17 protein-coding genes are annotated in these 20,374 nt (G+C 73.2%); 10 read left to right on the forward strand and 7 right to left on the reverse strand.

The genetic code is table 11. From position 1 onward, the window contains the following. Nucleotides 1–42 precede the first annotated feature (42 nt). Nucleotides 43–1,521, forward strand: a complete 1,479-nt coding sequence (locus tag IOD16_RS19625) for a bifunctional 3-(3-hydroxy-phenyl)propionate/3-hydroxycinnamic acid hydroxylase (RefSeq protein ID WP_201435579.1) — start codon at nucleotides 43–45, stop codon at nucleotides 1,519–1,521. Here IOD16_RS19625 and IOD16_RS19630 read toward each other — a convergent pair. Then, a complete protein-coding gene (locus tag IOD16_RS19630) occupies nucleotides 1,500–1,802 on the reverse strand; it encodes a hypothetical protein (protein ID WP_201435580.1) in 303 nt (100 codons plus the stop codon). The genes IOD16_RS19625 and IOD16_RS19630 overlap by 22 nt on opposite strands. A 168-nt stretch (nucleotides 1,803–1,970) precedes the next feature. Next, nucleotides 1,971–2,411, reverse strand: a complete 441-nt coding sequence (locus IOD16_RS19635; protein ID WP_201435581.1) for a hypothetical protein — start codon at nucleotides 2,409–2,411, stop codon at nucleotides 1,971–1,973. Nucleotides 2,412–2,600: 189 nt separating this feature from the next. Here IOD16_RS19635 and IOD16_RS19640 point away from each other — a divergent pair, with 189 nt between their 5' ends. After that, nucleotides 2,601–5,666 carry a discoidin domain-containing protein gene (locus IOD16_RS19640; RefSeq protein ID WP_201435582.1) on the forward strand — a complete coding sequence of 1,022 codons (3,066 nt, stop codon included), beginning with the start codon at nucleotides 2,601–2,603 and terminating at the stop codon, nucleotides 5,664–5,666. 160 nt (nucleotides 5,667–5,826) lie between these two features. On the opposite strand, the gene IOD16_RS19645 is transcribed toward IOD16_RS19640, so the two are convergent. The 3 genes from IOD16_RS19645 to IOD16_RS19655 form a co-directional block, all read right to left on the reverse strand. Further along, a complete protein-coding gene (locus tag IOD16_RS19645) occupies nucleotides 5,827–6,249 on the reverse strand; it encodes a hypothetical protein (RefSeq protein ID WP_201435583.1) in 423 nt (140 codons plus the stop codon). A 97-nt stretch (nucleotides 6,250–6,346) separates the two neighbouring features. Further along, the gene (locus IOD16_RS19650) at nucleotides 6,347–7,048 is read right to left on the reverse strand and encodes a response regulator (protein WP_201435584.1); all 702 of its coding nucleotides are present in this window, start codon (nucleotides 7,046–7,048) and stop codon (nucleotides 6,347–6,349) included. Then, nucleotides 7,045–8,346 carry a sensor histidine kinase gene (locus IOD16_RS19655; RefSeq protein WP_201435585.1) on the reverse strand — a complete coding sequence of 434 codons (1,302 nt, stop codon included), beginning with the start codon at nucleotides 8,344–8,346 and terminating at the stop codon, nucleotides 7,045–7,047. Before IOD16_RS19655 ends, IOD16_RS19650 begins: the two co-directional genes overlap by 4 nt. Nucleotides 8,347–8,685: 339 nt before the next feature. On the opposite strand from IOD16_RS19655, the gene IOD16_RS19660 reads away from it, so the two are divergent. From IOD16_RS19660 to IOD16_RS19675, 4 genes are read left to right on the forward strand one after another with little or no spacing between them, the layout of a single operon-like run. After that, entirely contained in the window at nucleotides 8,686–9,867 is a 1,182-nt protein-coding gene (locus IOD16_RS19660; protein WP_328809347.1) for a 3-deoxy-7-phosphoheptulonate synthase, read from the forward strand. Nucleotides 9,868–9,880: 13 nt separating this feature from the next. Further along, the gene (locus IOD16_RS19665; protein ID WP_201435587.1) at nucleotides 9,881–10,879 is read left to right on the forward strand and encodes an FkbO/Hyg5 family chorismatase; all 999 of its coding nucleotides are present in this window, start codon (nucleotides 9,881–9,883) and stop codon (nucleotides 10,877–10,879) included. Nucleotides 10,880–10,896: 17 nt separating this feature from the next. Continuing rightward, nucleotides 10,897–12,513, forward strand: a complete 1,617-nt coding sequence (locus IOD16_RS19670) for a hypothetical protein (protein ID WP_201435588.1) — start codon at nucleotides 10,897–10,899, stop codon at nucleotides 12,511–12,513. Nucleotides 12,514–12,542: 29 nt separating this feature from the next. Then, nucleotides 12,543–13,028 (forward strand): DoxX family protein, encoded by a 486-nt coding sequence (locus IOD16_RS19675; RefSeq protein WP_201435589.1) that lies wholly within the window; start codon nucleotides 12,543–12,545, stop codon nucleotides 13,026–13,028. Nucleotides 13,029–13,099: 71 nt separating this feature from the next. On the opposite strand, the gene IOD16_RS19680 is transcribed toward IOD16_RS19675, so the two are convergent. Together IOD16_RS19680 and IOD16_RS19685 are read right to left on the reverse strand one after the other, a co-directional pair. Then, the gene (locus IOD16_RS19680) at nucleotides 13,100–13,426 is read right to left on the reverse strand and encodes a DUF1540 domain-containing protein (protein WP_123747576.1); all 327 of its coding nucleotides are present in this window, start codon (nucleotides 13,424–13,426) and stop codon (nucleotides 13,100–13,102) included. 147 nt (nucleotides 13,427–13,573) lie between these two features. Further along, the gene (locus IOD16_RS19685; protein WP_201435590.1) at nucleotides 13,574–15,226 is read right to left on the reverse strand and encodes a cellulose binding domain-containing protein; all 1,653 of its coding nucleotides are present in this window, start codon (nucleotides 15,224–15,226) and stop codon (nucleotides 13,574–13,576) included. Between the two features lie 132 nt (nucleotides 15,227–15,358). Between IOD16_RS19685 and IOD16_RS19690 the strand changes: the two genes are divergently transcribed. The 4 genes from IOD16_RS19690 (at nucleotide 15,359) to IOD16_RS19705 (ending at nucleotide 20,274) form a co-directional block, all read left to right on the forward strand. Next, nucleotides 15,359–16,249 carry a sigma-70 family RNA polymerase sigma factor gene (locus IOD16_RS19690; protein ID WP_201435591.1) on the forward strand — a complete coding sequence of 297 codons (891 nt, stop codon included), beginning with the start codon at nucleotides 15,359–15,361 and terminating at the stop codon, nucleotides 16,247–16,249. Nucleotides 16,250–16,363: 114 nt separating this feature from the next. Further along, nucleotides 16,364–17,749 carry a glycosyl hydrolase family 18 protein gene (locus IOD16_RS40445; protein ID WP_236594224.1) on the forward strand — a complete coding sequence of 462 codons (1,386 nt, stop codon included), beginning with the start codon at nucleotides 16,364–16,366 and terminating at the stop codon, nucleotides 17,747–17,749. A gap of 85 nt (nucleotides 17,750–17,834) precedes the next feature. Beyond that, nucleotides 17,835–18,779 (forward strand): DNA polymerase domain-containing protein, encoded by a 945-nt coding sequence (locus IOD16_RS19700; RefSeq protein ID WP_123747572.1) that lies wholly within the window; start codon nucleotides 17,835–17,837, stop codon nucleotides 18,777–18,779. Between the two features lie 196 nt (nucleotides 18,780–18,975). Further along, nucleotides 18,976–20,274, forward strand: a complete 1,299-nt coding sequence (locus IOD16_RS19705) for a M28 family metallopeptidase (RefSeq protein ID WP_201435592.1) — start codon at nucleotides 18,976–18,978, stop codon at nucleotides 20,272–20,274. The last annotated feature ends 100 nt before the right edge of the window (nucleotides 20,275–20,374 follow it).

Consider the following 20,374-nt stretch of genomic DNA (forward strand, 5'->3'; position numbering starts at 1 on the left):
CAGCTCTCCGCTGGCATGTGACCAGACACCGGAGGAGGACGCATGGAGTTCGACGTCGTAGTGGTCGGTTGCGGGCCGGTCGGGGCGCTCACCGCCAACCTGCTCGGCGCCAGGGGCGTGCGGACCCTGGTCGTCGAACGCGACACCGCGCCCCACCGGCAGCCACGCGCGTTCTCCTGCGACGACGAGGCGCTGCGGATCTACCAGCAGGCCGGTCTGCTGACCGAGGTCGCCGGGGACATGCACCAGCCGCGCCGGGCCGAGTACGTCAACGCCAAGGGCCGGGCGTTCGCCACCATCGCCCTGGACGAGGTCGACTTCGGCCTCGGCCACCGTCCCCTGCACTTCTTCGACCAGCCGCGCCTGGAAGCGGCCCTGCGCGCGGGGTTCGACCGGTTCCCGCACGTCACGCTGCGCACCGGGGTCGAGCTGATGCGGCTCACCCAGGACGAGGAGGCCGCCACCGTCACCCTGCGCGACCTGGCCACCGACGAGGAGACCGAGGTGCGGGCGAAGTACGTGCTGGGGTGCGACGGGGCCCGCAGCACCACCCGGGTCGCGGCCGGGATCGCGCTCACCGGCACGTCCTACGCCGAGCCGTGGCTGGCCGTCTCCGGCGACGTCGCCCCCGGCGCGGTGCGCGTGCCCACCACGACGTTCGTGTGCGACTGGCGGCGGCCCGCGTTCGTCTCCCCCGGCGCGTTCGACACCTACCGGCTGGAGTTCATGCTGCGCCCGGACGAGGACCCGGCCGACATGACCGATCCCGGTGCGGTCGCCCGGCTCGTCGCGCCCTACGTGGACCCGGACCGCTTCACCGTCACGCGGGCGATCGTCTACACGTTCCACCACCTGGTCGCCGAGCGCTGGCGCGACCGGCGCGTGTTCCTGCTCGGCGACGCCGCCCACCAGATGCCGCCGTTCCTCGGACAGGGCCTGTGCAGCGGGCTGCGCGACGCGGCCAACCTCACCTGGAAGCTCGCCCTGGCCCTGGAGTCGGACGCTCCCGGGTCGCTGCTGGACAGCTACGAGGCCGAACGCCGCCCGCACACCGAGGCGATGGCGCTCACCAGCGTCCGGCTCGGCCGGGTGTTCCTGGTGCGCGACAGGTTCGCCGCCTTCCTGCGGGACGTGGTGCTGCGCGCCGTGCAGACCGTGCCGCGCGTGCGCCGCCTGGTGCGCCACTTCGAGTTCAAGCCGCTGCCCGCGCTGCCGGACGGGCGCGTCATGTTCCCCCAGCCCGAGGTGGTCGTCGGCGGGGTCAGGCGGCTGCTCGACGACGTGCTCGGCCCCGACTTCGCGGTCCTCGGGCCGGGGGTGGACGGGAGCACGGCACGGGACTGGTCGGGGCCGCGCGCGCGGTTCCTCCGGGTGGTCGCCGAGGGCCGACCCCGCACCGAGGACGACCTGGTGGACGTCACCGGCGAGCTGACCGCCTGGTTCGCCCGTCACCGCACCGACGTCGTCGTGCTGCGCCCCGACCGGTTCGTGCACACCGATCAGGTCAGGAAGACCCAGTAGAAGTCCCAGGCGCCCTTGCTCGGCCAGCAGGCGTAGTAGTCGACGCCCTCCGGGATCTTCGCGCCCTCGGCCTCGCACTCCTCCTCCGTCGCGAAGGTGGCCATGTACTGCCAGTAGTCCATCGCCGCCTGGACGGTCGAGGCCTGGGCCGGTGCCGCTTGGGCGGGTGCGGCTTGGGCCGGTGCCGCTTGGGCCGGTGCGGCTTGGGCGGGTGCGGCTTGGGCGGGTGCGGCCTGGGCGGCGCCGAGGATCAGGAGGCTCGCCAGGAGCAGTGCGCGCATCGGTTCTCCCTTTCGCGGAAAACGCTTTCCACCGGTGGCGCACCGATCACAGCACAGTCGTCGCCACCTGGCAACGCGTCGCACGCGCCGGCGCCCACCCGCGCCGAAGGCCCGCGGCGGCCCGCCGGTCCCGGCCGCGGCACCGAGACCCGGCCCCGTCAGCGGCCGTCAGTGGTCCGTGCCGTGGGCCTCGTCGGTCTCGTCCGCGAGGTCGACGTCGGCGAGGTCGTCCACGCCGACCACGTCATCGCCGTTGAACACCACCACCAGGCCCAGCTCGGTGAAGCCGGGCACGCGGCACTCGGCGAACCGGACCAGCCAGTCCCGGCCGGGGTGGAAGGTGAACTCCGGGTCGGCCACGGCGTCCGGCTCGTAGCCCGGGTGGTCGCGCAGGTGGTCGGCCACGGCTTCCCGGGCGGCGGCGAGCAGCCGTTCGCGGTCGTGCAGGACCGAGCCGATGAACGGCAGGTCGAGGTCGTCGGTGGTGGCCGGTTCCTCCACCAGCACGCTCACCGACGTCCCGGCGGCGGTCGCGTTCCAGCACGCCACACCTTCGGGGGTGTGGTCCACCGGGGTCAGTTCGCCGAAACCGGGAATCGTGATCGTCACCGGGCGATCCTATGCGCCGCTCCCGGACCCGACCGGAACCGGGCCACCGGGCACGTCAGATCCGGTCGCCCGCTCCCTTGACGGCGGCACGGCGGTGAAGTTCGCTGTGGGAGAGCGCTCTCCGAGAGTTTGTCGACGATCCGCGGCCGGCGGCACACCGGCCGCGGGTCACCCCTGCCTGGAGTCGCCATGCCCGAAGCCCCCGCCCGGCGCCGCCGCCGGGTCCTGCCCCTGCTCGCCGTCCTCGCCGCCCTGGTCGCCGGGCAGCTCGTCGCCTCGGTCGAGGCGAGCGCCGCCGGCGTCCTGCTCTCCCAGGGCAAACCGACCACCGCCTCGTCCGCCGAGAACGCGGGCACCGCCGCGTCCGCCGCCACCGACGGCAACGCGGGCACCCGCTGGTCGAGCGCGTTCGCCGACCCGCAGTGGTTGAGCGTCGACCTGGGCGCCACCGCGACGTTGGACCGCGTGGTGCTGACCTGGGAGGCCGCCTACGCCACCGCGTTCCAGCTCCAGACCTCGGCCGACGGCGTCACGTGGAGCACCGTCCACACCGCCGTCAACGCCACCGGCGGCACGCAGAGCATCCCGGTCACCGGCTCCGGCCGGCACGTGCGGCTGTACGGCACGGCCAGGGCCACCGGCTACGGCTACTCGCTGTGGGAGTTCCAGGTCTACGGCACGACCGGCGGCGCCACCACCGGCCGGCCGATCTCCGAGTACAAGCAGGTCGCGGCCTCGACGTGGGAGGGCGGCAACGCGCCCGCCGCCGCGCTCGACGGCCGCGCCAACACCCGGTGGTCCAGCCAGTTCGCCGACAACCAGTGGCTGCGCGTCGACTTCGGCGGCGTCGCCGCGGTCGACGAGGTGGTGCTGAACTGGGAGGGCGCGTACGCGAAGGGCTACCGGCTCGAACTGTCGAACGACGCGGTGAACTGGACGCAGATCTACGCGACCACCACCGGCGCGGGCGGCACGGAACGGCTCGCCGTCGGCGGCACGGGCCGCTACCTGCGGTTGTTCGCCGCCACACGCGCCACCGGCTACGGCGTGTCGCTCTGGGAGTTCCAGGTCTTCGGCACCGTGGACACCTCGGCCGCCACCCCGCCGTTGCTGTCGCCGCCGACCAAGGCGCCGGCGGCGACGGGCCGGTTCGCGCTGTCCGCGCCCGCCGACAACGCGATGATCACCTCCACCCGGCGTCCGGCGTTCTCCTGGGCCGCCGTGCCGGGCGCGGTGCGCTACCAGGTCTGGCTCAACGTCAGCCGCACGGACTACGACTTCACCGCATCGGGCAACCTGATCGACCTCTACACCAAGGTCGCCGAACCCACGGGCACGAGTTACACCCCGTCGTGGGACATCGCCGACCGGTGGACGTACCGGTGGTTCGTGGTGGCGGTGGACGGCGCCGGTGGCACCGGCGCGTCGAACATCCGCACGTTCAGCGTGTACGTGCCGACGCTGACCTCCGTGGACGACGGCGTGCGGGTGGTCAACGGCAGCCGCGACCTGAACAAGAACGGCTCGATCGAACCGTACGAGGACTGGCGGCAGCCCGTGGAGACGCGGGTGAACGACCTGCTCGGTCGGATGACGATCGAGGAGAAGGCGTACCAGCTGTTCTACAACGCCCAGGTGTTCCCGCGTTCGGGGTGGCACTTCGGGCCGGCGGAGGCGCAGGACCTGCACGCCGCGCTGCTGGGGTCGAGCGGCACGCGGCTCGGCATCCCGTTCGTGTCGGCGGGCGACACCATCGCCGGATACAAGACGACGTACCCGCTGCAGAGCGCGTTGGCGGCGGCCCGGAACTACCCGCTGGACTACAAGCTCGGCGACATGCAGCGGCGCGAGCAGCTGGAAGTCGGCACGCGCGGTGTGCTGGGGCCGTTGGCCGAGGTGGGCACGAAGGTGCTGTACCCGCGCATCCAGGAAGGCAACGGCGAGAGCTCCGAGGTCGCGGCGGCGCAGGTGCGGGCGCTGGTGGCCGGGTTGCAGGGCGGGCCGGAGCTGAACCCGGCGTCCGTACTGGCGACCGTGAAGCACTGGCCGGGCGAGGGCGCGGGCGGTGAGGCGCTGATCGTGTACGACGCCGTGACGATCAAGTACCACGTGGCGCCGTTCCGGGCCGCGATGGAGGCGGGCGCGGTCAACATCATGCCGGGTTACGCGGGCAGCTCGCTGCTCGACCCCGGCGGTCCGGGCGCGGGCGACAGCGCGAAGATCCTCGCGTACCTGCGCCAGAACCTCGGGTACACCGGGCTGATCACGACCGACTGGCTGCCGTCGGGCTCGTGGGTGGGCGCGGCGAACGCCGGTTCCGACGTGATGGGCGGCGCGGACCCCGGTGCGCCCGGGTTCACCATCGGCGGGTTCACCTCGGCGGTGCCGGCGGCGCGGATCGACGACGCGGTGCGGCGGGTGCTGCGGCTGAAGTTCAAGCTCGGGATCTTCGAGAACCCGTACGGCGACCCGGTGAACGGGCCGTACCGGTTCCACAAGCCGGAGTACGCGGCGTTGGCGAACCAGGCGTCACGCGAGGCGATGACGTTGTTGAAGAACACCAACGGCGTGCTGCCGGTGCGGCTGAACCGGGGCGACAACATCGTGGTGGCCGGTCCCCGTGCCGACGACACGGCCGCGTGCTGCATCTGGACCAGCTACTTCCACCAGGAGTACGGCTCGCAGACCATGCTGGAGGCGATCCGCGCACGTGCCGGGCAGGCGGGGGTGAACGTCTTCAAGGACACCGGGCCGTCGCCGAAGCTGGCGGTCGTCGCGGTGGGCGAGACGTCGTACACCCACGCGACGAGCTGGCCGAAGGAGCAGCCGTACCTGCCGCCGGACCAGGTGGCGTTGATCCGGGACTTCCAGCGGCAGGGCATCCCGGTCGTGGTCGCGCTGGTCCTGCCCCGCCCCTACGTGATCACCGAGTGGCACGACCTGGCGAGCGCGATCGTCGTGACCTACCGCGGCGGTGAGGAGATGGGTCCGGCCCTGGCGTCGCTGCTGTTCGGCGACTACACGCCGACCGGCAAGCTGCCGTGGCAGCTGCCCCGTGCCCTGACCGACGTCCTGCGCCCCGGCGGCACCGACACGCCGGCCGACGCCACCGAGCACTGGGACCTCCCGTACGACCTGGGCGCCACCGCCGCCGAACGCGCCGACATCCGGGCCCGGATCGACTCGGGCGCCCCCGTCCCCTCCACCTACGGCAACCCCCTCTACCCCTTCGCCGCCGGCCGCCCCACCTTCTGACCCCGAGAGTCCAACGTTCAGGCCGCGTGAGTCCAACGTTCAGGCACCCCGAGTTGAACACTCAGCACAAGATCGACTGTGCTGAGTGTTCAACTCGGGTGTTCCGAACGTAGGACTCACGCGTTGCGAACGTTGGACTCTCGCGGCGTGGAGGTACGACTCACGGGGAGAGGGTGGTGATGCGGTGGCGGAGGGCGGATTCCAGGTCGCGCAGTTCGCGGGCCGGGGAGCCGAGGCCGGTCATGGCGAGGCGGCGGGACTCCAGGCGGTCGGTGCGGAAGCGGGGGAACGCCAGCCGCAGGGCGCAGTCCAGCATGACGAGGTGGTAGCGCAGGAGCTCCACGATCCGCTGCGGCGGCGGGGGACGGTCGGTCTGCCACACGAGGTCAGCCGCCCAGCCGGACAGCCTGCTGTACTGGGCCGCGACGACCCGGCCGCTGCGCGCGACCTCCCACGACGGCTCGCCGGGCTGCGCGCAGTCGGCGATCACGGCCTCCGCCCGGTCCTGCAACGCCACGGCCTGCACCACGACCTCCAGCAACGCATCCAGCCGCACGAGTTCGGCCGTTGCCGGATCGAGCATCACGCTCGTCGGTTCGGCACGGCGAGGTGCCCTGCGCGGACGAATGCGCACCACCGCACGGTACCGCGCGCGGACGCCATCCGAACCACCGTAACGATCAAGACGGTCGGCCGGCCGGTGGTGGCGGGCTGCTGCCCGGCAGGACCAGCCCGCTCTGGTAGGCCGCCGCGATCGCCTGGGCGCGGTCACGCAGCCCGAGCTTCATCAGGATCCGCCCCAGGTGCGTCTTCACCGTCGCCTCGCCGACGACGAGGTGCGCGGCGATCTCCGGGTTCGACAAGCCGTGGGCCACGAGCACCAGCACCTCCCGCTCCCGCGCGGTCAGCTCACCCATCTCCGCCGACGTCGGCAGCTGGTGGCGCGGCCGGGCGGCGAACTCCCGGATCAGTCCTTTCGCGACGGTGGGGTCCAGCCACGCCTCGCCGGACGCCACCGTGCGCACCGCGTCGACCAGTTCGCGCGGCACCGCGTCCTTGAGCAGGAACCCGGTCGCGCCGGCCCGCAACGCCGCGTACACGGCTTCGTCCACGTGGTAGGTCGTCAGAATGATGATCTTGGTGGCGTGGTCGCCACCCGCCGGATCGGCGGCGATGATCCGCCGCGTCGCCTCGACGCCGTCGACGCCGGGCATCCGCACGTCCATCAGCACCACGTCCGGGTGCAGCTCCGCGGCGCGCGCCACCGCGCCCTCGCCCTCGTCGGCCTCGGCCACCACCTCGATGTCCGGCTCGGCGTCGAGCAGCATCGCCAGGCCCGCCCGCACCAACGGCTGGTCGTCCACCAGCACCACCCGGATCACCGGTGTTCCCGCACGGGCTCGCCGGCCACCGGACCGGCGACCGGCAGCACGGCCGTCACCCGGAACCCGCCGGCCCACCCCGGTTCGGCCGTCAGCCGCCCGCCCACGATCGCCAGCCGCTCCACCAGCCCGGCTAGGCCGTGGTTGGTGGACAGGGCCTGCTCCGGCCGCCTGCCCCGGCCGTCGTCGGCGACCTCCACGGTCAGCTCGTCCGCCTCCCACCGCAGCCGCACGTCCACCTCCGCGCCCGGCCCGACGTGCTTGGTCACGTTGGTCAACGCCTCCTGCACCACCCGGTACGCGGCGAGGTCGACGCTGGCGGCCAGCCGGCGCGGCTCGCCCTCCACCCGCGTGTGCACCCGCACCCCGGCGGCGGCGACCGTGCCGACCAGGTGCTCGACGTCGGCCAGCCCGGGCTGCGGCCGGCCGGTCACCCCGTCGCCCGACTCGTCGTCGTCGCTGAGCCGCAACGCCGTCAGCATCCGCCGCAGCTCGCCCATCGCCTGCTCGCCCGCCTCCTCGATGTGGCCCAACGCGTGCCCGACCCGGACCGGGTCGCTGTCGAGCACCCGCCGCGCGCCCGCCGCCTGCAGGACCATCACGGTCACCGAGTGCGCCACGATGTCGTGCAGTTCGCGCGCGATGCGGGTGCGCTCCCCCAGCACCGCTTCGTGCGCCTCCACCCGGCGGCGGAACTCGAGGTCCCCGGCGTGCTGCCGGCTCAGCCGCGCCCACCGCCCGCCGGCCCACACGCACCCGTACACGAGCAGGTAGAACGCCAGCGTGACGTAGGTGGCGGCCATCCGCGCCTCGGGCGGTCGGGACGCGGCCTGCCACAGCCCGGCCAGCACGGCGAGCACCGAGCACGCGAGCAGCGCGCCGGCCGACGCCTTCGCCTCCCGGTGCAGGGCGACGGCGAACAGCGCCAGCGACGGGATCGCGGTGGGCTGGAACTCCAGCTCGCTCAGCGGCGTGACGAGCACCGCCCACACCCAGACGATGCCGAACACCAGCACCGGGTGCCTTCGCCGCGCCGACAGCGCCGCGAAGGCGACCGCGACCAGGGCGACGAACAACCACGGCACCGGGCCCCCGGGCGGGCGGTTGCTCACGTCGGAGAACAGGAAGACGTCCACCACGGTGGCCCCGGCGGCCAGGGCGACGTCGACCGCCGTGTCGCGGGACAACCGCGGTGGCCGTCCCCCGAGGTCCATCAGACCGAGTCCGTCGGGCAGGTCGCACACGCCGGCCGCGCGCCGGTGGGCGGGGCGGGCCACGCGGGCGAAGCGGTCCGGCACGGTGTCGGGAGGGCGCGGCCCGCGGCCGCGGGCGCCACGCCCGGCTCGACCGGGCGCACGGTGGAACCGGACACTGTTTCCTCCCCTGGTCACGCGTTCCCGTGTTCGGCGGGCAGGTATTTCCAGGCACGCCGAGAACAATGGGATCACCCCCTCCCCGAACTATCGTCCCCCCTGCGTCGGAGCTTGACGGTCCCCCACCGGGTTTACCTCGATCGGGCGATGCAGCACGGGAAAGCGCACACCGCGAATCCACCCGGGGACAGACGAAATGGTCCATCCCGTTTCCGCATGATTGCCGTTGAAACCAGCAGCCGATCCAGATCAACGGAGTCGCGAGTGACCACCGAGCCAGTTCCGCGCAGCCACACCGGGGTGTTGTCCGAATGGGAGACGGCGCGCTGGAAATCGCTGCCCGCCGCCCAGCAGCCGTCGTGGCCGGACCGCCGCGCGCGGTCGTTCCGGGCGCGGCTGGCCACCTCGGCCGGGCTGGTGACGCCCGCCGAGGTGGCGGCGCTGCGCGCGGAGCTGGCCGGGGTGGCGGCCGGTCGGCGGCTCGTCGTGCAGGCCGGTGACTGCGCGGAGCCGTTCGCCGAGTGCGGTCCGCGCCACGTGACGCCCAAGGCGTCGCTGATCGACCGGCTGGCCAGGGCCCTCGGCGGCGACGGGCGGCCCGCGCTGCGGGTCGGCCGGATGGCCGGGCAGTTCGCCAAGCCGCGGTCACGGCCGACCGAGGTGGTCGACGGGGTGGAGCTGCCGGTGTACCGGGGCGACCTGGTCAACGCACCGCAGGCGGACGGGTGGGCCCGGCGGGCGGACCCGGCCAGGCTGGTCGCCGGCTACCACGCGGCGCGGACGGCGACGGAGCTGCTGCGGCGCCACCACCCGTCGACGTGGACCAGCCACGAGGCGCTGGTGCTCGACTACGAGCTGCCGCTGGTGCGCCGGGACGAGGAGGGCGTCCCGCTGCTCACCTCGACGCACTGGCCGTGGATCGGCGACCGCACCCGGGACGTCGACGGCGCGCACGTGCGGCTGCTGGCGTCGGTGGCGAACCCGGTGGCCTGCAAGGTCGGTCCCGGGCTGCGGCGCGACGGGCTGCTGGCGCTGTGCGAGCGGCTGGACCCGGAGCGCGAGCCGGGGCGGTTGACGCTGATCGCCCGCATGGGCGCGGACGCGGTGTCCGAGCTGCTGCCGCCGCTGGTGGCCGCGGTCCGCGCGGCCGGCCACCCGGTGATCTGGCTGTGCGACCCGTTGCACGGCAACACGGTCACCGGTCCCGGCGGCCGCAAGACACGACTGGTCGACACGGTCGTCCGCGAGGTCGCCGCGTTCCGGGCGGTCGCGCACGCCGCCGGCGGGGTGGCCGGCGGACTGCACCTGGAGACCACGCCGGAGCAGGTCGCGGAGTGCGGTTGGGACGACTTCCCGACCGGCTCGTACGAGAGCCTCTGCGACCCCCGGCTCAATCCCGGACAGGCGCTCGCCGTGGTCGCGGCGTGGCGTTCGGTCCGACTCTGAGGGGAGAGAACCATTGCGTGGCAATGTCATCGTGACGCCGCCGTGCACGTTCCGGACGGCGGAGGACTTCGCCGTCCTGGCGGGCGACACCGTGTTGGGCGCCGTCCGCCACTCGACCGCGGGCGGTCCGCCGCGGTGGGAGCACGGCCTGCCGGTCCTCCCGCTGCACATGGTGCGGCCGGGTGGGCCCGAGGTCGTGGAGGTCTGGCACACCGAGGGCGGCGTGATCCGGACCGGCGAGCACAAGGGGCTGCTCTACGCGCACGACGGCGAGGTGCTGTTCTGCGCCGGGTGGATCGGGCCGTCGGCGGACTGCGAGGAGGCGACGCGCCAGGCGTACGTCGCCGCCTTCGAAGTCGTCGAGGACCTGGGCTACCCGAACGTGTACCGCATGTGGAACATGCTCGACGGCATCACCGGGCCCAGCGCGCGCGGGACCGAGGTGTACCGGGACTTCTGCGTCGGCCGCGGCAAGGCGTTCGACCGGTCCGGGCACGCCATGCCCGCGTCGACCGGCATCGGCTCGCTGGGCGACGGCGTCGCGTTCTACTTCCTGGCGCACCGGTCGCACGCCGCCGTGCACCTGGAGAACCCGTTGCAGGTGCCCGCGCACGAGTACCCCGAGCAGTACGGGCCGAGGCCGCCGAGCTTCGCGCGGGCGACGTACCTGAAGCCGGAGCGCGGCCGGGGCTCGCTGTACGTGTCCGGCACCGCGAGCATCCTCGACCACGCCACCGTGGCGCCCGGCGACGTGGCGCGCCAGGTCCAGGTGACGCTGGCCAACATCGCCGCGCTCATCGGCGCGGACAACCTCACCGGGCACGGGATCGACGGCGGCTACCGCCTCGAGGACCTGCGCGCGATCAAGGTCTACGTCAAGCGCCCCGAGGACGTGCCGATCGTGACGCGGCTGTGCCGCGACGAGTTCTCCCGGCGCGCCGACATCGCGGTGTTCACCGTCGACGTCTGCCGCCCGGACCTGCTGGTGGAGATCGAAGGGATGACACCGTGAACCGAGAGGGAGCACCCATGCCGAGCACGTCCGTCCTGGCCGAACCGGCCGCCGTCCGCGTCCTGGTGGTGACCGACGGGACGGCGAGCTTCGACCGCGCCGACTTCGGCCTGTCCACGCTCGTGGACGTGCTGTCGACGCCGCCCGGGCCGTGGGTCCGGTTCGAGGTGACGCGGGCGCACCGCGAGGAGAACCTGCCGGCGTTGTCCGCGGACATCGCGGGGTTCCGGTTCGACGGGCACGACCTGGGCCGGTACGACCAGGTCTGGCTGTTCGGCGTGGCCCGCGCGCCCCGGCCGCCGTTGGACCAGACCGAGCTGCGGGCGTTGGCGGAGTTCATGGACGGCGGCGGCGGCGTGTTCGCCACCGGCGACCACGAGGACCTGGGCGTGTCCATGTGCGGCGACCTGCCGCGCGTGCGGAGCATGCGCAAGTGGCACTGGCCGGAGCCCGGCCCCCTCGGCGAGCCGGTCGCGCCGTCGATCGACGGGCCCGACCGCAACGACACGCTGTCGGAGGGCCACGACCCGCTGTTCGAGCTCAACGACCAGTCCGACGACGTCCCGCAGGTCATCACGCCGCGGATGTACGCGACGTCGGACTCGCCGAAGTGGGCGCACCAGGGCTACCCGCACCCGCTGCTGTCCGGGCCGCGCGGCACGATCCGCGTGCTGCCGGACCACCCGCACGAGGGCGAGTGCTACGTGCCGGACGACCTGACCAGGTCGTTCACCTTCGACGGGTACGAGACGACCGAGTACCCGGCGGGCCTCGCGCCGGAGGTCGTGGCGTGGTCGACGCTCAACGCCCGGGCCGCGGACCGCGACCCGCGCAAGGGGCGGCTGGACGCGGGCACGTTCGGCGCGATCGGCGCGTACGACGGGCACCAGGTCGGCGTGGGCCGGGTGACGGTGGACGCCACCTGGCACCACTTCTTCAACGTCAACCTGGTCGGCGACCCGACCGTGCCGAACGACCCGGTCAAGAGCGTCGGGTTCGCCGCCTCCGAGTCGGGCCGCGCCGCGTACGAGGACATCAAGGCGTACTTCCACAACATCGCGGTGTGGCTGTCGCGCCCCGCCACCCAGGAGGCCATGTGGTGGCGCGCGGTGTGGGCGACGCGCTGGCACCACCAGGTGGCGATGGACCTGCGGCCGGCGCTGATGAGCACGCCGGAGGACTTGGACCTGGCGGAGCTGCTGCGGATCGGCGTGGACGCCCGGCAGGTGCTGGCGGCCACCGTCACCAGGGCGGACGCGTTGCAGTGGGCCGGCCGGTACGGGGTGGGCGCGGTCGACGCGGGCCTGTGGGAGACGGTCCGGCCCCAGCTGGACCCTTGGCAGCCGCGATCGGGTGACGAGGAGGCGGGGCACCTGCCGAACCTGGTGATGTCGCTGCTGCCGGAGCTGGTGCTGGACGCGGTGCTCGGCGCGGTCGTGTACGCGGTGGCCGCGGCGTTCCCGGAGCCGACGCGGGAGGCCCGCGACCGGGCGGCGGGCGTGGACTGGTCCGCGACCGTGCGCCCGCACCTGGACCGGGCGCTGGACGTGGTCGCCGAGCAGGTCCGGCGGACCGACACGCGGCTGCGGTCGCTGGGCGACACGCTCACCGCGGCCCGCCGGTCCGGCGCCTGACCGGAACGACGACGAGGGGGGAACGGCGGATGACCGAGGAGCTGACCGATGTTCCGAAGACCGACCGCGCGCGGCCCGCGCGCCCGACGGTGCTCGACGCGGCGTCACGCGCGGTGGACGGGCTGCTCGACCGGAGCGTTCCGCTGCTGCGGATCGCCCTGGGCGTGGTGTTCCTGTGGTTCGGGGCGTTGAAGGTCGCGGGCGCGTCCCCGGTGCGCGACCTGGTCGCCGGCACCGTGCCGTTCCTGCCCGCGTCCTGGTTCGTGCCGGCCGTCGGCGTGGTCGAGGTGCTGGCCGGGACCGCGCTGATCCTGGCGGTCCGGGTGCGGCTGGTCGCGGCGCTGACGGCGCTGCACCTGCTCGGCACGTTCCTGGTGCTGGTGGTGCAGCCCGCGACGGCGTTCCGCGACGGCAACCCGCTGCTGCTCGACGTCACCGGTGAGTTCGTGGTGAAGAACCTGGTGCTGCTGGCCGCCTCGCTCGTGGTCGCACGGCACCACCGCCGACGGCGCTGAGACGCCGTCCCGCCCGCCGGTCGGTCAGCTCTGAGGGGTGCTGACCGGCCGGCGGCGGTCGTGCGCGGCCCTCAGGACACCGTCGGGCTCGCCGCGCCCGTCGCCCTGGTGTAGGTGAGGCAGTTGGCGGCGTGGTCGCCCTGACCGGGGCCGACCCGCACACCGGACGCGGTGCACTCCAGGTCGGAGTTGTGGACGCAGTCGGTGCGCGAGCAGGCGCCCACCTGCGCGACGACCTTCGACAGGCCGCCCTTCCGGGCGAGGGGGATGAACGTTCCGCAGTCGGCCGCGCCGTTGGCACCGTTCACGGTGATCGCGAAAGCGTGACAACCGTCGTGGTTGTAGGAACAACCCGTGACGGTGCACGAGTTGACGGCCGGCATTTCCGTGGTGGTCATGACCGCTCCTCTGGGCTGCACTTCTCCTTACCGGGACGGTGCCACCGACCACCCGCCGCCGCAACACGAAAACATTGAGGGGAGCCTAACCTAAAGGTCCGCGCGACCATTAGAAACGGTGTCGGCAAATGCGTTTCCGGCCGCCCCTCACGGGGTCACCGGGATGTTCGTGAGGCCGTTCACCGCCCCCGTCGCGGTGTTCGACGCGTGCACCACGTTCGGCGCGCCGGCGCACTTCGACGTCGAGGTGATCCGGATCGCGTACTGGCCGACGCCGCCGAGGTCGGAGCGGTTGTCCCGCCACACGGTGCCGCACCCGTTGGGGAACGACGGCGTGGTCGCCGGGTTGTGCGTCTCGTAGCCGTTGGCGAACGTGCCCGGCGCGGCGAACGTGCCGGTGTTGCCCTCGATCGTGTAACCGACGCCCTTCACGTCGACCCACGAGTCGGCCGAGTTCTGGCCCGAGATCCCCGTCCCGTCGAACGTGTTGCCCCGGATCACCCCGTCGAACGTGCCTTCCTTGACGTCCACGTGCTCGGCCGCGACACCCGGCCCGATGCGATTGCCCAGCACCTGCACCCGGTCGCTGCGATCCACGCCGCCGGAATTGCCGTGGCAGGCCCAGTTCGAATTGGCCGACCCGAGGTAAACGGCCTCGCCGTAGCCGGGCTGCGCCAGTCCCGTGTGGCTGATCGCGGAATCGCGCAGCACGCCGTCCGCCGACGACCGCCGGAAGTGCACGGCCTCCTCGTCCACGTGGTGCACCCGCACGTGGTCGATCACGGTGTGGTGCGAGTTGTCGACGACGATGCCCTTCTTCGACTCCCGCACGGTGAACCCGACCAGGTTCCAGTGCGGCGCGTCGTGCAGCCACAGCCCGTACCCGGGATCCCAGCCCGGCGTCGGCGTCGGGCAGCTCGGCGCGGACCCCGACGGGCCGTCGTTGACCAGCACCGCGTCCGCCGGGCCGGTGAGCGTGACGGGAGCGGCGGCCGTGCCCGGCCGGGTGATCACGAACGCACCCCGGTACACGCCGGCGGCCATCCGGATCGCCTGCCCCGGCACGGCGGCGGCCAGCGCCGCCTGGAGCTGCGCCGTCGTGGCGACGTCCACCGCGGACCCGCCCGCGCCGGTGGTGACGGCGACCTCGGCGCTCGCGCCGGAGACGTTGCCCGCCGCGTCACGCGCCCGCACGGTGAACGCGTAGGCGGTGCTCGGCAGCAGGCCGCCGACGGTCACCGCGGTGGACGTCGCCGACGCCACCGCGGTCGAGCCGCGCAGCACCTGGTAGTCGGCGACGCCCACGTCGTCGCTCGACGCGCCCCACGCCAACGACACCGAGGTCGCCGTCACGCCCGTCACCCGCGGACCCGCGGGCGCGGTGGGGGCCGACGTGTCGGGAACCGGACCGCCGCCCTCGCACGGCACGCCGGCCACCGTGCAGCCGGTCGGCAGCCCGAGGCCGGAGACGGTGAACCCGAAGCTCACCGTGCCGCCGGGGCTGACGCGGCCGTTGAACCCCGCGTTCGCGAACCGGTAGTGCTGCCCGTCCCGGGTGAGCGCGGAACTCCACGCGTTGGCCACCGACGACCCCGGCGGCAGGTCGAACTCCACCACCCAGCCGCTGCTCTCCACGTCGCCGGCGTTGGCCACCACGACCTGCCCGCCGTACCCCGTGCTCCACACCGACGACCGGCTGAACGCGGCCGACAGCTCCGCGCCGACCGCCCCAGCCGGACCGGCCGGCACTCCCACCAGGAAGGCGAGCACGACGCCCACCGCCACCAGGCGCTTACCCATGCGACAGCTCTCCTCGATCTCCGGCGGCGGCCGTGAGTCGACCTCTGGTTACCACGTCGGCGGCGGCCGGTCGAGCCCGTCACCTTTCACCGCTCCCGTTCGTCTACCGGGCAGACGACCGGGAGGGGACCGATGCGCGACGACTTGGCGGACCGATTCGAGGCGCACCGCGGCCACCTGCGCGCGGTCGCCCACCGGATGCTGGGCTCCCTGCCCGAGGCCGAGGACGCCGTCCAGGAGACCTGGCTGCGGCTGGGCCGGGTCGACGCCGACGGGATCGACGACCTCGCCGCCTGGCTGCGCACCGTCGTCTCCCGCGTCTGCCTGGACGTGCTCCGCCACCGCCGCTCCCGCCGCGAGGACGTCGTCGACCGGGTGCCCGACCGGCCCGCCGACGACGACCCCGAGACCGAGGCGGTGCTGGCCGACTCGGTCGGACGGGCGCTGCTCGTCGTCCTCGACGCGCTCGCACCCGCCGAACGCGTCGCGTTCGTCCTGCACGACACCTTCGCCGTGCCGTTCGAGCGGATCGCGCCGATCGTCGGCCGCAGCCCGGCCACCACCAAGAAGCTCGCCAGCCGCGCCCGGCACAAGGTCCGCGCCGCCACCGGCCTCCCCGGCGCCGAGCCCACCCGCCACCGCCACGTCGTGGACGCGTTCCTCGCCGCCGCGCGCGCCGGCGACTTCGACGCGCTGCTCGCCGTGCTCGACCCCGACGTCGTCCGCCGCGCCGACCCCGCCGCCCTGCCACCCGGCGCGGCGACCGAGGTCCGCGGCGCGCACGCGGTCGCCGCCGAGACCGTCCTGCTCGCCGCCAACGCGCGCCACGCCGAACCGGCCCTCGTGGACGGACGCGTCGGCATCGTGGTCGCACCGGCCGGCCGGCTCCGGCTCGTCCTCACCGTCACCGTCCGGGTCGACCGGATCGCCGCCTACGACGTCATCGCCGACCCCTCCCGCCTGCGACAACTCGCGATCGTCAGACCACCCGACTTTTATCGTGACTTGAATCAAGTGCGCTAGTAAGGTCGGCCCCGGCTGCCAGACCTTTCCCCGACCGCGTCCACGACCGTGCGGCTCCCTCCGCCGCCCGCACGCGAACGACGCCATGGGCACCCCTGTGAAAGGACCACGTCCATGCAGTCCCCTGCACCATCACGGCGCACCACCCGGTGGGGCGCCGCGGGCCTCGCCCTCGCCACGGTCGCGGCCGGCCTCGCGGTGGCCGTCGCCACCGCGCCCGCGGCCCAGGCCACCGTCCTGCCCAACGGCTTCAAGAGCGTCGGCTACCTGCCGTCGTGGGCCGGCAGCGTCAACGCCGTCCAGTACACCAAGCTCACCCACATCAACTACGCGTTCGCCCTGCCCAACGCCAACGGCACCCTCCAGGCCATCCCCGACCCGGGCAAGCTCTCGTCCCTGGTCACCCTGGCGCACAACAACGGCGTGCGCGTCTCCCTCGCCATCGGCGGCTGGAACGACGGCAACGACTCGGCGTTCGAAGCCCTGGCCGCCAACGCCACCAGCCGCACCACGTTCGTCAACGCCGTCGTCGGCGCGGTCAACCAGTACAACCTCGACGGCGTCGACATCGACTGGGAGTACCCCGACCCCGGCGCGTCGGCCAACAACTTCACCGCCCTCATGGGACAGCTCAGCACCGCCATGCACAGCCGGGGCAAGCTCCTCACCGCCGCGGTCGTGTCCGGCGGCGGCACCGCGGAAGGCGTCCAGACCGCCGTGTTCGGCCAGGTCGACTGGCTCAACATCATGGCCTACGACGGCGGCAGCCCGCACGCCAACTACGACTGGTCCATCGGCACGGTCAACTACTGGAAGTCACGCGGCCTGCCCGCCGCCAAGGCCGTGCTCGGCGTGCCGTTCTACAGCCGGCCGAACTACTACACCTACGCGCAGCTGGTCGCCATGGACCCGGCCAACGCCAACCGCGACTGCGTCACCGTCAGCGGCGTGCAGCAGTGCTACAACGGCGTGCCCACGATCAAGCGCAAGACCCAGTGGGCCATGGCCAACGCGGGCGGCGTGATGAACTGGGAGCTGTCGCAGGACACCACCGGCAGCACCTCCCTGCTCAGCGCCATCTACGACACCGTCATGGGCGGCACCACCCCGCCCGGCCGCACCGGTCCCATCACCGGCATCGCCGGCAAGTGCGTCGACGTGGCCAGTGCGTCCTCCGCCAACGGCACCGCGATCCAGCTCTGGACGTGCAACGGCACGACCGCGCAGAACTGGACCGTCTCCGGTGACGGCTCGCTGCGCGCCCTGGGCAAGTGCCTGGACGTGGCGGGCGCCGCCACCGCCAACGGCACCGTCGTCCAGCTCTGGGACTGCAACGGCACGGGCGCGCAGAAGTGGCAGGCCGCCTCCGACGGCACGCTGCGCAACCCCGCCTCGGGCCGCTGCCTCGACGCCACCGGCCCCAGCTCGGCCGACGGCACCCGACTCCAGATCTGGGACTGCTTCGCGGCCTCCAACCAGGTCTGGCGGCTCCCCGCCTGATCGGACACGGGACACGGCCCGCTCCCCGGTGGGGGCGGGCCGTGTCCCGCTTGCCTGCGGCACGGTCAACCGCAAGGGTGGTGCGATGGGTGAAGAGCGGGACGGCGTGGCGCTGACCAACCTCGACCAGCCGTTGTTCGACGGCGCCGACGCGACCAAGGGCGACCTCGTCGACTACCTCGACGCGGTGCGCGACCGGATCATCCCGGCCCTGGCCGGGCGACCGCTGTCGGTGGTGCGGGTGCGACCGGGCCAGGAGCCGTTCACCCAGAAGAACCTGCCGAAGTACACGCCGTCGTGGATGCGGACCGTGACGCTGTGGGCGGAGACGTCCAAGCGGGAGATCCGGTACGCGCTGTGCGAGGACCGGCGCACGCTGCTGTGGTTCGCCAACCAGCGCGCGGTGGAGTACCACGTCACGCTGGCGCCGGCCGGCGCGTTCGAGCGACCCGACTACCTGGTGCTCGACCTCGACCCGCCGGAGGGGGCGGGCTTCGACGTGGTCGTGGCGGCGGCCGGGCTCGTGCGGCGGGCGCTGGCCGAGGACGGGCTGTCCGGCCTGGTGAAGACCAGCGGGTCCAAGGGCGTGCACGTGTTCGTGCCCGTGACGGGCGTCGACCACGACGTGGCCGCCGCGACCCGGGCCTTGGCGGCGCGGGCCGAGCGGCTGGACCCGGAGCTGGCGACCACCGCGTTCATCAAGGACGACCGGGGCGGGCGCGTGTTCCTCGACTCGACGCGGGCCTACGGCTCGACCGTGGCCGCCGCGTACAGCCCCCGGATCCGGCCGGGAGCCACCGTGTCGTTCCCCGTGGACTGGGACGACCTCGGCTCCGTGACGCCCGCCGACTTCACCGTGAAGACCGCGCCCGCGCTGCTCGGCGACGGCGACCCGTGGCACTCGCGGATGCCCGCGCCGCAGCAGCTCCCGGACGACCTCGTCGCCGAAGGCCACACCATCCCGGTGGCCCGCGTCCAGGCGATGCACGAGGGCAAGCGACGGGCCCGCGCTCAACGCGCCCAGCAGTAGCCCTCGGGCTCCCGTGCCGCGCGCCCCGGACCCCGACCTCGGACCGCGATGACTGAATTTTGTCCGCACTGAAGTAATCGAAGCTACAGAACTACCTGGTCTGCGTCCGAACGTGCCACGACGAAAGGCGCTGGCGCGGGGATGGCACAGCCCGCACGCTCGTGCGTGGCTTTCCCTACACCCTGCGGAGGCAGCCATGTCCCTCAGAAGGACGACCCCGTTGGCGAGCGCGCTGTTGCTCGCCGCCGCCCTGTCGAGCCCACCCGTCGCCACCGCGGCCCCGGTGAGCGGGCGGGCCGTGCCGGACATCCCGGTGGCCAACGTCCAAGCGCACCTGAACGACCTGCAGGCCATCGCCACCGACAACGGCGGCAACCGGGCGCACGGCAGGCCCGGCTACCTGGCGTCGGTCAACCACGTCAAGGCGAAGCTCGACGCCGCCGGGTACCAGACGTCCGTGCAGCAGTTCACCAGCAGCGGCGCGACCGGGTACAACCTGATCGCGGACTGGCCGGGCGGCAACCCGGACGACGTGCTGATGCTCGGCGGCCACCTGGACAGCGTGAGCGCCGGTCCGGGCATCAACGACAACGGCACCGGCTCGGCGGGCCTGCTCGAGGTCGCCCTGACCGTGGCCCGCGAAGGCCTCGCGCCGACCAAGCACCTCCGGTTCGGCTGGTGGGGCGCGGAGGAGCTGGGCCTGGTCGGCTCCACGTACTACGTGAACAACCTGCCGACGGCCGAGCGGTCGAGGATCAAGGCGTACCTGAACTTCGACATGATCGGCTCGCCGAACCCCGGCTACTTCGTCTACAGCGCCTCCGGCCAGCCGACCGGGTCGTTGCTGCTGCAGCAGACGCTCCAGGCGGCGTTCAGCGTGCCGACCGAGCTGACGTCGGTCGGCGGCCGGTCCGACCACGCGGCGTTCGCCAGGGCGGGCATCCCGGTCGGCGGCACGTTCACCGGCGCCGAGGTCACCAAGACCGCCGCGCAGGCGCAGAAGTGGGGCGGCACGGCGGGCGTCGCCTTCGACCGCTGCTACCACCGCTCGTGCGACACGATCGGCAACGTCGACGTGACCGCGCTGGACCGCAACAGCGACGCCATCGCCTACACCCTGTGGACGCTGGCCGGCTCCGGCGGCAACCCGCCCGGACCGCGGTTCGAGAACCCCGCGGACGTGACCATCCCCGACCTGACCACGGTCGAGAGCCCGATCACCGTGTCCGGGGTCGCGGGCAACGCGCCGTCGGCGCTGGCGGTGGGCGTGGACATCACCCACACCTACCGGGGCGACCTGGTGATCGACCTCGTCGCGCCGGACGGCTCGGCGTACCGGGTGAAGACGTCGAGCAACGACAGCGCGAACGACCTCGTGACGACGTACACGGTGAACGCGTCCGCCGAGGTCGCCAACGGCACGTGGAAGCTGCGCGTGCAGGACGTCGCGTCCGCCGACACCGGCCGGCTCAACGGCTGGTCCCTGCAGTTCTAGTCGCCGGCACGCCGGGCGGCGGCGCGGCACCCTGCGCCGCACCGCCGCCGGGTACGGTGGATCCGGCACGTCGACGTCGGAGGTGATCACGGTGCACCCG

The sequence above is a fragment of the Saccharothrix sp. 6-C genome, from assembly GCF_016695385.1.
GTDB classification, from domain to species: Bacteria; Actinomycetota; Actinomycetes; order Mycobacteriales; family Pseudonocardiaceae; genus Actinosynnema; species Actinosynnema texasense.

Coding starts and splice junctions, on each gene's coding strand:
- IOD16_RS19625 (WP_201435579.1), top strand. CDS start 43: ATGGAGTTCGACGTCGTAGTGGTCGGTTGCGGGCCGGTCGGGGCGCTC.
- IOD16_RS19630 (WP_201435580.1), bottom strand. CDS start 1,802: ATGCGCGCACTGCTCCTGGCGAGCCTCCTGATCCTCGGCGCCGCCCAG.
- IOD16_RS19640 (WP_201435582.1), top strand. CDS start 2,601: ATGCCCGAAGCCCCCGCCCGGCGCCGCCGCCGGGTCCTGCCCCTGCTC.
- IOD16_RS19645 (WP_201435583.1), bottom strand. CDS start 6,249: ATGCTCGATCCGGCAACGGCCGAACTCGTGCGGCTGGATGCGTTGCTG.
- IOD16_RS19670 (WP_201435588.1), top strand. CDS start 10,897: ATGCCGAGCACGTCCGTCCTGGCCGAACCGGCCGCCGTCCGCGTCCTG.
- IOD16_RS19675 (WP_201435589.1), top strand. CDS start 12,543: ATGACCGAGGAGCTGACCGATGTTCCGAAGACCGACCGCGCGCGGCCC.
- IOD16_RS19680 (WP_123747576.1), bottom strand. CDS start 13,426: ATGACCACCACGGAAATGCCGGCCGTCAACTCGTGCACCGTCACGGGT.
- IOD16_RS19685 (WP_201435590.1), bottom strand. CDS start 15,226: ATGGGTAAGCGCCTGGTGGCGGTGGGCGTCGTGCTCGCCTTCCTGGTG.
- IOD16_RS19690 (WP_201435591.1), top strand. CDS start 15,359: ATGCGCGACGACTTGGCGGACCGATTCGAGGCGCACCGCGGCCACCTG.
- IOD16_RS40445 (WP_236594224.1), top strand. CDS start 16,364: ATGCAGTCCCCTGCACCATCACGGCGCACCACCCGGTGGGGCGCCGCG.
- IOD16_RS19700 (WP_123747572.1), top strand. CDS start 17,835: ATGGGTGAAGAGCGGGACGGCGTGGCGCTGACCAACCTCGACCAGCCG.
- IOD16_RS19705 (WP_201435592.1), top strand. CDS start 18,976: ATGTCCCTCAGAAGGACGACCCCGTTGGCGAGCGCGCTGTTGCTCGCC.